The organism is Streptomyces sp. CC208A, from assembly GCF_030010625.1.
Classification (GTDB): Bacteria; Actinomycetota; Actinomycetes; order Streptomycetales; family Streptomycetaceae; genus Streptomyces.
In genome coordinates this window covers 50,872-64,415 of sequence record NZ_JASCXN010000012.1, presented here as the reverse complement: position 1 = coordinate 64,415, position 13,544 = coordinate 50,872, and the positions used below count along the sequence as shown (strand labels likewise).

11 protein-coding genes and 2 pseudogenes are annotated in these 13,544 nt (G+C 70.7%); 6 read left to right on the top strand and 7 right to left on the bottom strand.

All coding sequences use genetic code 11. The annotated features are described in order from the left end of the window. Positions 1 to 40: 40 nt before the first annotated feature. Positions 41 to 1,873 carry an ABC transporter ATP-binding protein gene (locus QK442_RS15455; RefSeq protein ID WP_282694503.1) on the bottom strand — a complete coding sequence of 611 codons (1,833 nt, stop codon included), beginning with the start codon at positions 1,871 to 1,873 and terminating at the stop codon, positions 41 to 43. Between the two features lie 97 nt (positions 1,874 to 1,970). Next, on the bottom strand, positions 1,971 to 2,786 hold the full coding sequence (locus QK442_RS15450) for an alpha/beta hydrolase (protein ID WP_282694502.1): 816 nt from the start codon (positions 2,784 to 2,786) through the stop codon (positions 1,971 to 1,973). Between the two features lie 234 nt (positions 2,787 to 3,020). Here QK442_RS15450 and QK442_RS15445 point away from each other — a divergent pair, with 234 nt between their 5' ends. Further along, positions 3,021 to 4,121, top strand: coding sequence for an amidinotransferase (locus QK442_RS15445; RefSeq protein ID WP_282694501.1), 1,101 nt, complete (start codon positions 3,021 to 3,023; stop codon positions 4,119 to 4,121). Between the two features lie 244 nt (positions 4,122 to 4,365). Continuing rightward, positions 4,366 to 6,555: a catalase/peroxidase HPI gene (gene katG, locus QK442_RS15440; protein ID WP_282694500.1), complete on the top strand. Its 2,190-nt coding sequence runs from the start codon at positions 4,366 to 4,368 to the stop codon at positions 6,553 to 6,555. Between the two features lie 96 nt (positions 6,556 to 6,651). On the opposite strand, the gene QK442_RS15435 is transcribed toward katG, so the two are convergent. After that, positions 6,652 to 6,954, bottom strand: a complete 303-nt coding sequence (locus QK442_RS15435) for a hypothetical protein (protein ID WP_282694499.1) — start codon at positions 6,952 to 6,954, stop codon at positions 6,652 to 6,654. 172 nt (positions 6,955 to 7,126) lie between these two features. Here QK442_RS15435 and QK442_RS15430 point away from each other — a divergent pair, with 172 nt between their 5' ends. The 4 genes from QK442_RS15430 (at position 7,127) to QK442_RS15415 (ending at position 9,965) form a co-directional block, all read left to right on the top strand. Then, positions 7,127 to 8,518: an ROK family transcriptional regulator gene (locus QK442_RS15430; RefSeq protein ID WP_349239655.1), complete on the top strand. Its 1,392-nt coding sequence runs from the start codon at positions 7,127 to 7,129 to the stop codon at positions 8,516 to 8,518. Then, positions 8,515 to 9,102 carry an SRPBCC family protein gene (locus QK442_RS15425; protein WP_349239654.1) on the top strand — a complete coding sequence of 196 codons (588 nt, stop codon included), beginning with the start codon at positions 8,515 to 8,517 and terminating at the stop codon, positions 9,100 to 9,102. The genes QK442_RS15430 and QK442_RS15425 overlap by 4 nt, the downstream gene beginning before the upstream one ends. Before the next feature lie 48 nt (positions 9,103 to 9,150). Beyond that, complete coding sequence (locus QK442_RS15420; RefSeq protein ID WP_282694498.1) at positions 9,151 to 9,306, top strand: hydrophobic protein; 156 nt, start codon at positions 9,151 to 9,153, stop codon at positions 9,304 to 9,306. Between the two features lie 155 nt (positions 9,307 to 9,461). Further along, on the top strand, positions 9,462 to 9,965 hold the full coding sequence (locus tag QK442_RS15415; protein WP_282694624.1) for a carboxymuconolactone decarboxylase family protein: 504 nt from the start codon (positions 9,462 to 9,464) through the stop codon (positions 9,963 to 9,965). Here QK442_RS15415 and QK442_RS15410 read toward each other — a convergent pair. The 4 genes and pseudogenes from QK442_RS15410 to QK442_RS15395 form a co-directional block, all read right to left on the bottom strand. After that, positions 9,937 to 10,143: pseudogene (locus QK442_RS15410) on the bottom strand (hypothetical protein); the annotation flags it as partial. The gene QK442_RS15415 and the pseudogene QK442_RS15410 overlap by 29 nt on opposite strands. A gap of 94 nt (positions 10,144 to 10,237) precedes the next feature. Beyond that, positions 10,238 to 11,971: a group II intron reverse transcriptase/maturase gene (gene ltrA, locus QK442_RS15405; RefSeq protein ID WP_282694497.1), complete on the bottom strand. Its 1,734-nt coding sequence runs from the start codon at positions 11,969 to 11,971 to the stop codon at positions 10,238 to 10,240. A gap of 649 nt (positions 11,972 to 12,620) precedes the next feature. Beyond that, positions 12,621 to 12,791: pseudogene (locus QK442_RS15400) on the bottom strand (MazG-like family protein); the annotation flags it as partial. Between the two features lie 59 nt (positions 12,792 to 12,850). Further along, positions 12,851 to 13,246, bottom strand: a complete 396-nt coding sequence (locus tag QK442_RS15395) for a VOC family protein (protein ID WP_282694496.1) — start codon at positions 13,244 to 13,246, stop codon at positions 12,851 to 12,853. Positions 13,247 to 13,544: the final 298 nt, after the last annotated feature.

The following is a 13,544-nucleotide window of genomic DNA, read 5'->3' as shown; positions in this document are numbered from 1 at the left end:
GGAGAAGAGATGAAACCGCTGGTCGGAGGTGGTGTACCGGTCAGTGGGAGAGGGTGGGTTCCGGTCCGGTCGCGGCGGCGGGGGCGTCATCGAGGAAGCCGCCCGACTGGTGCCGCCACAGCTTGGCGTACGCGCCGTCCGCGGCGAGCAGTTCGTGGTGGCTGCCCTGTTCGACGATCCGGCCGCGGTCGAGGACGACGAGCCGGTCCATGCCGGCGACGGTGGAGAGCCGGTGGGCGACGACGAGCGCGGTCCTGCCCTCCATGAGCCGCCACAGCGCGTCCTGGACGAGGAGTTCGCTCTCGGAGTCGAGGGCGCTGGTCGCCTCGTCGAGGAGGAGGACCGGCGCGTCGCGCAGGATCGCCCGGGCGAGCGCGACCCGCTGCCGCTGCCCGCCGGAGAGCTTCACACCGCGCTCCCCGACGAGGGTGTCGAAGCCCTCGGGCAGGGCGTCGGCGAACTCGGTGACGTGGGCGGCCTCGGCGGCCCGGCGGATCTCGGCGTCGGTGGCCCCGGGCCGGGCGAAGGCGATGTTCTCCCGCAGGGTGCGGTGGAACATGGCCGGGTCCTGCGGTACGGAGGCGATGAGGCCGCGCAGCTCGGACTGGCGCATGCGGCTGATGTCCTGACCATCGATCAGGATCCGTCCGCCGTCGACGTCGGTCATCCGCAGCAGCAGCCGGGTGAGGGTGGTCTTGCCGCCGCCGGAGCGGCCGACGAAACCCACCTTGGTACCGGCGGGCACGTCCAGGTCGAGGTCCTCGAAGAGCGGCTTCGCGCCCCGGTGGGCGAAGTGCACCCCTTCGAAGCGGACCGCGCCGGACCGGTCCTTCGGGGGTTCGGGGGCGAGCGGGTCCACGACGGTCGGCGGGTCGAGGAGGAGCCGGGTGAACTGGGCCGCCTCCGTCATGGAGCTCTCGAGCCGCCGGTAGATCTGGTTGAACTCGAACATGATCCGGGTGGCGTTGGCGTAGTAGGTGAAGGCCACGATGATGGCCTCGACGCCCACCTCCCCGGCGCCGAGCATCAGGGCGAGCACGAGTCCGAGCACGTTGGTGAGGATGGAGAGCGGCGCGACGAGGGTGTCGATGCGCAGGTTCCCGTAGTCCCAGGAGCGCAGGCTGATCCGGCGCGACTCGGCGACGCGGGCGCGGTGTTCGGCGGCCTCCCGCTCCTCGGCGGCGAAGGAGCGGACGGTGTCCATGTTCATCAGCACGTCGGCGACGTGCCCCGACACCCGGGCGATCGCCTCCTCGCGTTCGGCGACGATGGCCTGCCGGCGGCGGATCAGCGGCACCACGCACACGGCGGTGAGCGCGATCATCACCAGGAGGCCGACGACGAGCAGCGGGTCGTACCGCCAGAGGACGACCGAGGCGAACAGCAGCGGGACGAGTCTGCCCATGATCTGGAAGGCGAGGGTGTCGACGAAGTCCTCGAACCGGGAGGCGAAGCTGATGACCCGCTTGGTGAGGGAGCCGGCGAAGTTGTCGTGGAAGAAGGTCGCGTCCTTGGCGAGGAGTTCGTCCATGCCGAGGACGTAGAGGTGCTCGATGCCGCGGGCGTCGACCCGGTTGAGGCAGTGGAGGCCGACCCGCCACAGCGCCTCGCCGAGCAGCAGCACGCCGGCGAAGCCGAGGGCGTAGGGCAGGGCCGAGGAGAGGGTGAGGGCCCTGCCGTCGGCCACCCGGCCGACGAGCTTGGCGACCACCAGGGGGGCGAGGTAGTGGAGGCCGATGTTGCCGAGGGCGGGCAGCAGCAGGGCGGGCGCGGCCAGCCGTCGGAGCCGTACCAGCTCCGCCCCGTAGTGGCGGAGCGCGAGGCGGACCGAGCTGCCGCCCGGCCCGCCGTCGGGTTGTTCTGAGGTTCCCATCACGACCTTCCGTCGCAGTGCCGACACGTTGAGTGACGAAGTGTGGCGCGGCGCGACGGGGACGGTCCAAGGGTTTTCCGGCCGGGAGCGGGTGCGGTCAGCCGCGCAGCGCCCCGGCGAAGGCGGCGAGTTCGCGCGCGACCCGGTCCGGGTCCTCCCCGTACACGAGGTGTCCGGCGCCCTCGTGGACGAGGAGCCGGGAGTCGGGGATCGCGTCGAGGATGAGCTGTTGGTCCGAACGGGTGAGGAGGGGGTCCTGGTCGCCCCAGACGACGAGGGTGGGGACGAGGATCCCGGTGAGGGTGGCCGCGAGGTCGGTCTCCAGGAGTCCGCGCAGGGTCTCGCGCCAGACGCGGGCGGGGGCCTTGGCGTTCTCGTCGATGACGGTCTCCAGGAAGCCGGGGGCCACCCGGTCCGTGGCGAGCCCGCGGGCGAACTCGGCGGCGAATTCCCGGTCGACGGGGTCGTCCAGGGTGCGGAGGGTCTCCTGGAAGCCGGTGACGCCGGGCTTGTCGGCAAGCAGGGCGGGGACGCCGAGCAGGACGAGCCCGGCGACCCGGTCGGGCCGCCGGCCGGCCACGATCCGTGCCTGTACGCCGCCGCTCGACCCGCCGACGAGGACGGCCCGCTCGATGCCGAGGTGGTCGAGGAAGGCGACGAGGTCGTCGGCGAAGTCCTCGGGCAGGTAGCCCTCCTCGGGCTTGTCGGCGTCGCCGTGGCCCCGCTGGGTCGGCGCGTAGGCGCGCAGCGCGGCCGGCAGGGCGCGCAGCAGGGGCTCGAAGATCCACCAGGAGTCGACGTAGCCGTGGACGAGGACGAGCGGGAGGCCGTCCCCGGGCCGGCCGGCCGCCGCGTACGGGAGCGTCGGGCGGCCGTCGCCGAGGACGGCGCGGTGCACGGTGACGGCGGCCATCGGAGCCCTCCTGCCTCTCTCGCCTCAGCGTAGGAAGGACTCCTGGGGCCCTCAACACGGGACGGCCGCCGCCCCCGGCACTGCCGGGGGCGGGCAGGCATACGGGGGGCCTGTCCGGGGAAGCCGCGCTCTACGCACGGCGCCCGGTGCCGTGCCTCCGACCACCGGGAGGCGACTGTGACGGCGTTCCGGATCCATTCGCCCGGACTTCCCCGGCCCGAGCCCGGACCACCGATGGTCTCCCCGGACGGGGCGGAGGGCCCGCCGGTCTGGTCGCACACGGAGTGGGATCCGCTGGAGGAGGTCGTGGTGGGCCGCGTCGACGGCGCCACGATCCCCTCCCGTCACCCGACGGTCCGGTGCAACATCCCCCCGTGGGCGGCCCGGCTCCAGGGGGCCGCCGCCGGGTTCCGCTACCCCCGGGCGCTCGCCGGGAAGGCCGAGGAGGAGATCGAGGGTTTCGTCGCCCTCCTGGAGTCCCTCGGGGTGACGGTCCGGCGGCCGGACCCGGTGCCCCACCGACGGCGGTTCGCCACCCCCGCCTGGTCCTCGCGCGGCTTCTGCAGCGCCTGCCCCCGGGACGGCATGCTCGTCGTCGGCGACGAGATCATCGAGGCACCCATGGCGTGGCCCTGCCGGTACTTCGAGACGCACGCGTACCGCACCCTGCTCAAGGAGTACTTCCGGCGCGGGGCACGCTGGACGGCCGCGCCCCGGCCGCAGCTGACGGACGCGCTCTACGACCCGTCGTTCCGGATACCCGCGCCCGGCGAGCCGGTACGGCACCTGGTGACGGAGTTCGAGCCGGTCTTCGACGCGGCCGACTTCGTCCGGGCGGGCCGGGACCTGTTCGTGACGCGCAGCAACGTCACCAACCGCATGGGCATCGAGTGGCTGCGCCGCCATCTGGGACCGGAGTACCGGATCCACGAGATCGAGAGCCGCTGCCGGACGCCGATGCACATCGACACGACCTTCCTGCCGCTCGCGCCGGGCCGCGCCCTGATCAACCCGGAGTACGTGGATCCCGACCGGCTGCCGCCGGTCCTCGACTCCTGGGAGATCCTGACGGCGCCCGAGCCGGACCCCCTGCCGAGCCGTCTTCTCCGGATCACCTCGATGTGCGGCAAATGGCTGAACATGAACGTGCTGATGCTCGACGAGAAAAGGGTGATCGCGGAACGCCACCACACGCGGACGCTGCGCGCCCTGGAACGCTGGGGTTTCGAGCCGGTGCCCTGCGATCTCACGCATTACGCGCCGTTCGGCGGCTCCTTCCACTGCGCCACGCTCGACGTCCGGCGGCGGGGTTCCGCGGCGGCCGGTCCTTCCTGAGGGCGGGCCCCGAGCCCGAGGTCGTTCTCCGGGCCGAACGGTGATTCCCAGGCCACGGGGTGATTCCCGGAGCGAGGGTGGTTCCCGGACCCGAGGGCTGTTTCCCGGCCGATTCCTTCCGGGCGTCCGTGCCCTGCGTGTTCGCGTGGCCGCGGGGAGTCCGGTGCGCGACCATACGGACGCGCCGCCGTGAGAATCCCGGCCGGCGGCGGGAAAGAGCGAGCACACAGGAAGAAGGCCGTACGTGACCGGCAGCGAGAGCGAGAACCCGGCAATTTCCTCCCCCAGCCCCAAGGACACCCGGCCCCGGACCAATCGGGACTGGTGGCCGAACCAGATGGACCTCTCCGTACTCCATCAGAACGATCCGCAGGCCGATCCCCTCGACAAGGACTTCGACTACGCGAAGGAGTTCGCCTCCCTCGACGTCGAGGAGCTGAAGCGGGACGTCATCGCCCTGATGACGGATTCGCAGGAATGGTGGCCGGCGGACTACGGACACTACGGTCCGCTTTTCATCCGGATGAGCTGGCACGCGGCGGGCACGTACCGCATCGCCGACGGCCGGGGCGGCGGCGGAAGCGGCGCGCAGCGATTCGCGCCGCTGAACAGCTGGCCGGACAACGCGAGCCTGGACAAGGCGCGCCGGCTCCTGTGGCCGGTGAAGCAGAAGTACGGGCAGAAGATCTCCTGGGCCGATCTTCTGGTTTTCGCCGGCAATTGCGCGATGGAATCCATGGGGTTCAGGACCTTCGGTTTCGGATTCGGCCGCGAGGACATCTGGGAGCCGGAGGAGATCTTCTGGGGCCCGGAGGACACCTGGCTCGGCGACGAGCGCTACAGCGGTGACCGGGAGCTCTCGAACCCGCTCGGCGCGGTCCAGATGGGGCTGATCTACGTCAACCCGGAGGGCCCGAACGGGAACCCGGACCCGCTGGCCGCCGCCCGCGACATCCGCGAGACCTTCGGCCGGATGGCGATGAACGACGAGGAGACGGTCGCGCTCATCGTCGGCGGCCACACCTTCGGCAAGTGTCACGGCGCCGTGGACCCGCAGTACATCGGCCCGGAGCCGGAGGCGGCGCCGATCGAGCAGCAGGGCATCGGCTGGCGGAACACGTCCGGCACCGGGGTCGGCGGCGACGCCCTCACCAGCGGTCTGGAGGGCGCCTGGACCAACAACCCGATCACGTGGGACAACGGCTTCCTCGACAACCTCTACCGGTACGAGTGGGAGCTGACCACCAGCCCGGCCGGCGCCCACCAGTGGAAGCCCACCGACCCGGCCGCCGGAGACGCGGTGCCGGACGCGCACGACCCGTCGAAGCGGCACGCGCCGATGATGCTGACGACCGACCTGGCGCTGCGGCTCGACCCGGTGTACGGGCCGATCTCCCGCCGCTTCCACGAGAACCCGGAGGCACTGGCGGAGGCGTTCGCCAAGGCCTGGTACAAGCTGCTCCACCGTGACATGGGCCCGGTCTCGCGCTACCTCGGTCCGTGGGTGCCGGAGCCGCAGCTGTGGCAGGACCCGGTGCCGCCGGTCGACCACGACCTGGTGTCGGACGGGGACGTCGCCGCTCTCAAGGAGCGGATCCTGGCCTCGGGCCTGAGCGTGCCCCAGCTGGTCACCACGGCCTGGGCGTCGGCGGCGAGCTTCCGCGGCACGGACAAGCGCGGCGGCGCCAACGGGGCGCGGATCCGGCTCGCCCCGCAGAAGGACTGGGAGGTCAACGACCTGCCGGAGGTGGCCGAGGCGATCCGCACCCTGGACGGCATCCGGGAGGAGTTCGCCGCGGGGCGGAGCGACGGCATCCGGATCTCGCTGGCCGACCTGATCGTGCTGGGCGGCTGCGCGGCCGTCGAGCAGGCCGCGAAGGACGCGGGACACCCCGTGACGGTGCCCTTCGCGCCGGGGCGGACGGACGCCACGCAGGAGCAGACGGACGTGGAGTCCTTCGCGGTCCTCGAACCGCGCGCCGACGGCTTCCGCAACTACCTGCGGGCGGGCGAGAAGCTGTCGCCGGAGACGCTGCTGCTCGACCGGGCCAGCCTGCTGACGCTGACGGCGCCGGAGATGACGGTGCTGGTCGGCGGCATGCGGGCGCTGGACACCGGCCACGGCGGGGCGCGCCACGGCGTCCTCACCGACCGGCCGGGCAGCCTGACCAACGACTTCTTCGTCAACCTGCTCGACATGGGCACGGAGTGGAAGGTCTCGGAGCAGGACGAGAACGTCTACGAGGGCCGGGACCGGGCCACCGGTGAGCTGAAGTGGACGGGCACCGCCGTGGACCTGGTCTTCGGCTCCCACTCCCAGCTGCGGGCCCTGTCGGAGGTGTACGGCGCGAGGGACGCGGGCGCGAAGTTCGTCCGTGACTTCGTGGCCGCCTGGTCGAAGGTGATGCACCTGGACCGCTTCGACCTGCGCTGATCCCGGCGGTCCGGACACGTGCCGGTGCCCGGACGGTCGTGCTGCGACCGTCCGGGCGCCGGAGTCGTACGCATGCGTCTGTGCGGTGGCGGGGCCTCAGGTGGAGATCTCGGGGAGGACCCCCGCGACCGGCGCGGCCAGGTCGGTGAGCTGGTGGAGCTGGTGGAGTTCGTTGACCCTGCTCAGTCCGCCGAGCTGCTCGCCGAAGCCGGGGTACGCGGCACGGGCGTTCTCCGGCATGCCGGTGGTGGCGAGGGCGTCCAGTTCGGCGATCGGGCTGATCGGCGGGCCGAGCGGGCCCGTGGGGGCGGCGGCGGCCTGCGTGGCGGCGGCACCGCCGAGGCAGGAGAACGCGGCGGCGACGGCGAGGACCGAGGAGATGCGTCGAGATGAGGTCACGCCCTCTCAACGGAACGTTCCGCCCGGGGACACGCGCCGGCCCCACGGTGTCCTCCGAACGGGCCACGGCTCCCCGGCGGAGGCGGGTCCGCCGGCCCCCTCCGCGCCCCCTGCACCGCGCTGGAGGCCGGGCGTTCGTTCGAACCGAGGCCGACCCGCCGGCGGAGGGCATGTGACCGAGCTCGTCCGCGGACACCGGGACTCGTGCGGGCGGTCGACGACCGTGCCGCCCCCCCATCTGCTGCTCCGTCAGGGCCCGCTCACCCGCCCCGAGATCAGCAGGCTCACGGGGCTCTCGAAACCCACCGCCTCCCAGGTGCTCGCCCGGCTCGAAGAGGCCGGGCTCGTGGTCGGGAACGGACTGCGGACGGGGCTGCCCGGCCGCGTCCCGGAGACGTACCGGGTCAACCCCGCGGCGGGTTTCGTCGCCGCCGTCGACGTGACGCCCGAGTGGATCGCGGTGCGGGCCGCGGACATCACCGGCGCGGTGCTCGGCGAAGCGGAGGCCCCGGTGCCGGCGGAGCCGAGCCGGGAGGCGCTGGTGGAGGCGCTGCGCACGGCCCTCGGCCGGGTCCCGACCCCGCGGCCGCCGATGCGGGTCGTCATCGGTGTGCAGGGCGCGGTGGACCCGACGACCGGCCGTCTCGCGTACGCCGGCGAGGAGTCCATGGCGGCCTGGCTCTTCCCCGGCGTGGAGCGGACCCTCGGCGCGGCCCTCGGCCTCCCCGTCCGGATCGAGAACGACGTGAGCCTCGCGGCCGTCGCCGAGCGGGCACAGGCGCCCGACCGCCCGGACTTCGTCCTGCTGCGGGCGGACGAGGGCCTCGGCGCCGCCCTCGTCATCGGCGGGCGCCTGCACCGGGGGTACTTCGGCGGTGCGGGCGAGGTGGGCTACCTGCCCCTGCCCGGCGCGCCGACCGCCCGCGAGGCCGGCGACCCCTACGGCCGGCACGGCTGTCAGGAGCTCGCGGGCGGGGACGCCGTACGGGAGGTGCTGCGCGCGCACGGGGTGCCGGGCGCCGACTTCGCGGAGGCGGTCGCCGGGGCCGTACGGGGCGGGGGCGGGGCGGGGGCGGGGCAGCCGGCGGGACGGCCGGTCCGGAAGCGGTACGGGACGGGCCGAGGCCGCGCGGGCGGGGCTCTCCCTGGTGGCGGCACGGCTCGCCACCGGTCCGGCGTCCATCGTCACCGTCGTCGACCCCGGCCTCGTCGTCCTTGCGGGGCGGCTCTGCGCGGCGGGCGGCGAGCCGCTGCGGGCGGTGGTCGAGCGCGAGCTGCGGGTCCTCGCCCACTCGCGGGCCCGGATCCGGCTGTCGGCGGTGACGGGGAACCCGGTGCCGGCCGGCGGACTCGACCCCGCGCTGAGGGCCGCCCGCGAGGAGCTCTTCGGCGGACCGCCGCCGGTCGCCCGGCCGCTCTGAGGCGCCTTCAGCGGCGGGGGAACGACCCCGTGGCCGGTGAGCCGCCGTCCCCGTCGCGGATCGGCGCTCCCGTGAGTGGTCCGGGCCGCACGGGGCACTCGCGAGGTGTGGAACCGGTCCCGTCCGGCCGCCCGAGGAGGTGACGACGGTGGTGCACGACACGATCCGGGTCAACGCGCCGCTGCGGCAGGTGTACGACCAGTGGACGCAGTTCGAGGAGTTCCCCCGCTTCATGCACGGCGTGGTGGCGGTGGAACGGACCGACGAGCGGCATCTGCACTGGCGGACGAACATCGCCGGGATCCGGCGGGAGTTCGACACCGAGATCGTCGACCAGCTGCCGGACGAGCGGATCGCCTGGCGGACCGTGGGCGGCGAGCCCCATCAGCGGGGCGTCGTCACCTTCCAGCCGATCGACGCCACGCACACGCGCGTGCGGCTGGCGATGGACGTGGAGCCCGAGGGGCTGGCGGAGAAGGCGGCCGCGGCGCTGGGCGTCGTGTCCGCCCGGGTCTCCGGCGACCTCCAGCGCTTCAAGCACTTCGTCGAGGACCGTCACGCGGCGACCGGAGCCTGGCGCGGCCGGCTCCGGCCGGGCGACGCGACGGGCCCGGCCGACGCGACGGCGGCGGCACAGGAGCCGGGGGCCGGTCCCGTACCGTCCGCCGGCACGGCCCCGCCGTCACTGGACGCGCCTCCCGGGCAGCAGCCCATGCCGCCCCGCTGAGCCGTCCTCATCCCCCTGTCCGACCCGAGACATCCGAAAGGTTTCGTCATGGTCCCCCTCCTTCTCGTCCTCCTCCTGATCCTGGTGCTCTTCGGCACGGGCTTCGCCGTCGAGGCGCTCTGGTACATCGCGCTGGCGGTGCTCGTCCTGTGGGTGCTCGGTTTCCTGCTCCACGGCAGCGGTGCGCGGTGGTACCGCTGGTGAGCCGCCGCACCACCGCGGCCCGGGAGCCCCTCACCCCCGGGGGTGAGGGGCTCCCCCATGTTTTGTTTTACTTTCAACTACATCTCGGGGGATGATGGGCCCACGGCCCGCGGCACGCGCGGGCGACCCCGAGGGAGCGGACAGTGAGCGACGCCGTGGCGGCACCGACCGGAGCGGAGACCGGGGCATCGGTCAAGGCCGCGGCCGGGCAGCGGATCCACCTGGACAAGCAGACCCCCGACGCCTACAGGGCCTTCGTCCAGGCGGCCAAGGCGGTCCGGGCCGCGGGCGAGGCCGCCGGGCTCGACCGGATCCTCGTCGAGCTGGTCAACCTGCGCGTGTCCCAGCTCAACGGCTGCGCCTACTGCCTCGACGTGCACACCCGCGCCGCCCTCCGCGCCGGCGAGACCCCCCGCCGGCTCGGCGTGCTCGCCGCCTGGCGGGACACCGAGCTCTTCACCCCGCGCGAGCGGGCGGCCCTCGCCCTCGCCGAGGCCACCACCCACCCGGCCGACGCGGACGCCGAGGAACGGGCCTACGCCGAGGCCCGCGAGGTCCTGGACGACGCCGAGCTCTCGGCCGTCGCCTGGGCGGCCATCACCATCAACGCCTTCAACCGGGTGTCGGTCCTCAGCAAGCACCCGGTTCGGCAGGACTGACCGCCGCGCCGCCCTCGTCCAGGCCACCCCGCGCGGGAGGCAGGGAGCGTTCCGCCACCCGCCGCAGGTGGCCCGCGAAGACCTCGGCGGCGTCCGGGGTCAGGGTGCGCAGGGCGACCATGGCGGTGATGACGACGTCGCACAGCTCCGCCTCGACGTCCCGCCAGCTGTGGCTGGTTGTTGGGTAGGAGGGATGCATTGCTGCATCCCTCCCCCCGTGGAACCGGACGTGCGACTCTCATCGCATCCGGCTCGGGCGGGCCTCTGGCCTCTCAAGCAGTTGCATTTCTGGATCGGTCCCCGGCGTGGTGCTGCCGGTGACATTCCGCGTGAATTACCTCCAGGTTGCTCAGGCGGTCCGATCCGCCTTTACTGCGATACACGAGATGATGCACATGGATTGCCCTCATTGAGGCTGTGAACCATCTCGCCCAATCGTTGACGTCATCCGGGTCGAACCCGGCACCTTCGATAAGGTCTGTACCGCATTTGGTGCATAGACCCTTCTGACGGTAAGCCAGTCGCAAAATCTGTTTAGATTCAGTCTCCGGCAGCCTCTTCTGAGTCCTGGATCTCCAGTACTTCTCCAGCTCTGGGTCGTCGGGGGATGATCCCCCCTTGACCATTACGTGCCGCACAATCGCCGTCCACCGGAATTTCCTGAGATATCGACCATCTGCACCGAACACCCAGTTATCCGCGCGTTCTGGATTGCGCCGCCCCCAGTACCTTCGCATCACCCATCCGTGAGTCTTGTTTCCATGACTACGAAGGGCCCACCTACGAAGTGCAATGTAGGTCCTGTCATCGAGCTTGTCGAAGATGTCCTTGGAGACAACGTGCCGGTAGTAAGTGGACCACCCTCGGATGAACGGATTCAGTTGGTTAATCAGGACGCTGGCAGGTTGACCCCGGCATGACCTGACTATTTCTCTGATTCTGTCCTTGGCACGCTGCACCGCAGCCTTGCTCGGCTTGATGAGAAGCTTTATCCCGTATCGCCGCACGTTGAAGCCAAGGAAGTCGTACCCATCTTCGAGGTGACAGACTCGCGTCTTTTCCTCGTTGAAGGACAGCCCCCTTGGCGCCAGCCATTCAGCGAGCCGGTTCTTACACTCCTCTGCCTCTTCCTTCGTCTCGCACATCACGACAAAGTCGTCGGCGTACCGAACGAGGATTGGGGAGGGGTCGTCGCGATCCCTGGGCCGTTTCCCTGGCCTCTTGACAACCTCCCCCATCCCATGAAGCGCGACGTTCAGCAGTAGCGGGCTGATGACCCCTCCTTGAGGAGTCCCTTCCGGCGTATAGCTGAACCGGCCGTCCTCCAGGACTCCGGCCGTGAGCCACCCTCTGATCTGCTCTCGACCTGGGAACAGGCCGAGTTGATTCATCAGATGCTCATGGCTGATCCTGTCGAATGCAGCCGAGAGGTCTGCGTCCAATACCCACAGCCTCTTCGCGTTCTTCTTCCCCACGGTGACGAAGATCCTCCCGATCGCGTCATGCGTACTGCGACCGGGTCGGAAGCCGTAGCTTCTCGGCTCGAATCGGGCTTCCCATTCTGGTTCAAGAGCATTCTTGACCCGTGCCTGGTTAACGCGGTCCCGGATCACCGGGATTCCGAGCGGCCTTCGCTTTCCGTTGGATTTAGGGATGAATACACGCTTTACCGGCTTCGGGGGGATTGCTGGCCGTTCAAGAACTTCCTTGGTCAGGCCACCCCTCGCGGCGGGAGTCAATGCAGTCTTCCCGTCTACGCCAGCGGTTTTTCTTCCAGCGCTTCGCTGTGTAACCCTCTTGACGCTGACCAGTGTATTGGCCCGAGAGCGCAGCATCAGCTTTTGCAGGTTACGCACCTGCTTCATGTCACCTGCTCTTGTGGCCCTGTAGATCCGCTGCCGCAGACGCCTTACTGATGCCTCCTCCAGCTTCCAGTCGATGCTGTGCCAGAGGGCGGCACCCCCCGTGGGTCCGTTCGGTCGATGAGCGGTCTTGCTGTCGGGCATTCCGCCCTCCTTCCGTCTAACTTGTACCGCGGTGCAGGTGCTTGAGCATTGGTACTACATGGCCTACCTGTTCGCGTCAGCCCACTTTCGTGTCCGGCACAGCCGGTATCTGCCGGGTTATGCCAGGGAGAGAGAGTCTCACCATCCCAGTTTTCCCCTGAGCTTTCGCTCTAGCAGCATTCGCTTCTCGAACATCCTTTCCTGCACAGGGTTTCCGCCTTCGTTGCCTCCGGCCTACCGGTTTCCCGGACCTGTACAGGGTTTCCACGTTCCGCTGTCGACAGATGCGACCGGCGAGGATGCCCTCTCGTGCGCCGACCCCCACGGTGATCTCAAGGACCCCAAAGGATAGGGCCTTTGCGTGCCGGGCCTTTCAGCCCGGGGGGTTTATACCCGCCGACTACTTACCGTTGCGGGTTCCCTCTAACGACGCTTTACAAGGGTTCGCGTTTGCTCATCCGTCCGGTCTTCCCCTTCGCCTGTGGTTCCCAACGGCCTGGGATTCCCTTGGGCTTGACCACCTCGGCTCAGCACCCCGACGTTGCCATCGACGCACCCGAGGCTGGGGACCAGCCATTGATCACTAGCTGGAGTTCAACCGCTCCTCTCTCCTGATTGAACAACTGTTCGACAGCGACTTCGTGTCGCACCCCTTGCGGGGGTTCTGGCCGGTGGCCCCGATCACCGCCTGCGCCGCCTCCCCGACCTCCTCGGACAGCTTGAGGACGCGCAGCAGGATCTCCTGTCCGGGCGGGAGGTTTTGATGGGCCGTGAGCCAGTCGTGGAGGCGGGTGACGGTGGTCCAGGTGTCGTCGGTCATGCCCGCAGCCTGTCAGGTCTCCCGGTACGGCCGCGGGCGCGCGGCACCCGAGGCCGCCGTCACTCCTCCTCGGCCGGGAGGTCCTGCGGGTACCAGCGGAGCTCGACGGTGTTGCCGTCCGGGTCCTTCACGTAGACGGACTGGGCCGAACCGCGGGCGCCCCAGCGCGGGACGGGGCCTTCGACGACGTCGAAGGTGCCGGAACCGATGACCTCCTGCCAGTCGAGCGGGTCGACGACGAGGCAGATGTGGTCGACGTTGGACTCGCCCCGCGGGCGGGAGAACAGGTCGATGACGGTGCCCTCGTCGATCCGGACCGACGGGAACGGCACCTTGCCGGCCCGCCATTCCTCGACCCGCTCCGGCGCGAGGCCGAGGGGGCCGGTGTAGAAGGCGAGGGACCGCTCGACGTCGGTGACGTTGAGGACGAGGTGGTCGAAGGCTTTCACGCGCATGCGGTGTCTCCCGTTTTCCGTTCGGTGGTGCTGTCCGGACGGGGGCGATCGCCGTCGCGGCGCGCGACCGCGCCCGCTCCGCACCTCCCCCGTGCGGATAGTGCCTATCACAGGGAGGGCGGAGCCGTCCGGCCCGGCCCGGCGACAACTCCCCTCCTCCCCACCGGGGTTCCTCCGCCGGAAACGTCTCCGAAGCGAAGGCCCGGTTCCGGGGCCCTCCGATTCCCGCCGTGTCCGACGTCTTGTCAGGTGCTCGGCACCACCCCTATCGTCACCCGCCAGAAAGCGCTTTCTAGCT

Coding starts and splice junctions, on each gene's coding strand:
- QK442_RS15420 (WP_282694498.1), top strand. CDS start 9,151: ATGGTCCCCCTCCTTCTCGTCCTCCTCCTGATCCTGGTGCTCTTCGGC.
- ltrA (WP_282694497.1), bottom strand. CDS start 11,971: ATGCCCGACAGCAAGACCGCTCATCGACCGAACGGACCCACGGGGGGT.
- QK442_RS15455 (WP_282694503.1), bottom strand. CDS start 1,873: ATGGGAACCTCAGAACAACCCGACGGCGGGCCGGGCGGCAGCTCGGTC.
- QK442_RS15395 (WP_282694496.1), bottom strand. CDS start 13,246: ATGCGCGTGAAAGCCTTCGACCACCTCGTCCTCAACGTCACCGACGTC.
- QK442_RS15450 (WP_282694502.1), bottom strand. CDS start 2,786: ATGGCCGCCGTCACCGTGCACCGCGCCGTCCTCGGCGACGGCCGCCCG.
- QK442_RS15445 (WP_282694501.1), top strand. CDS start 3,021: ATGGTCTCCCCGGACGGGGCGGAGGGCCCGCCGGTCTGGTCGCACACG.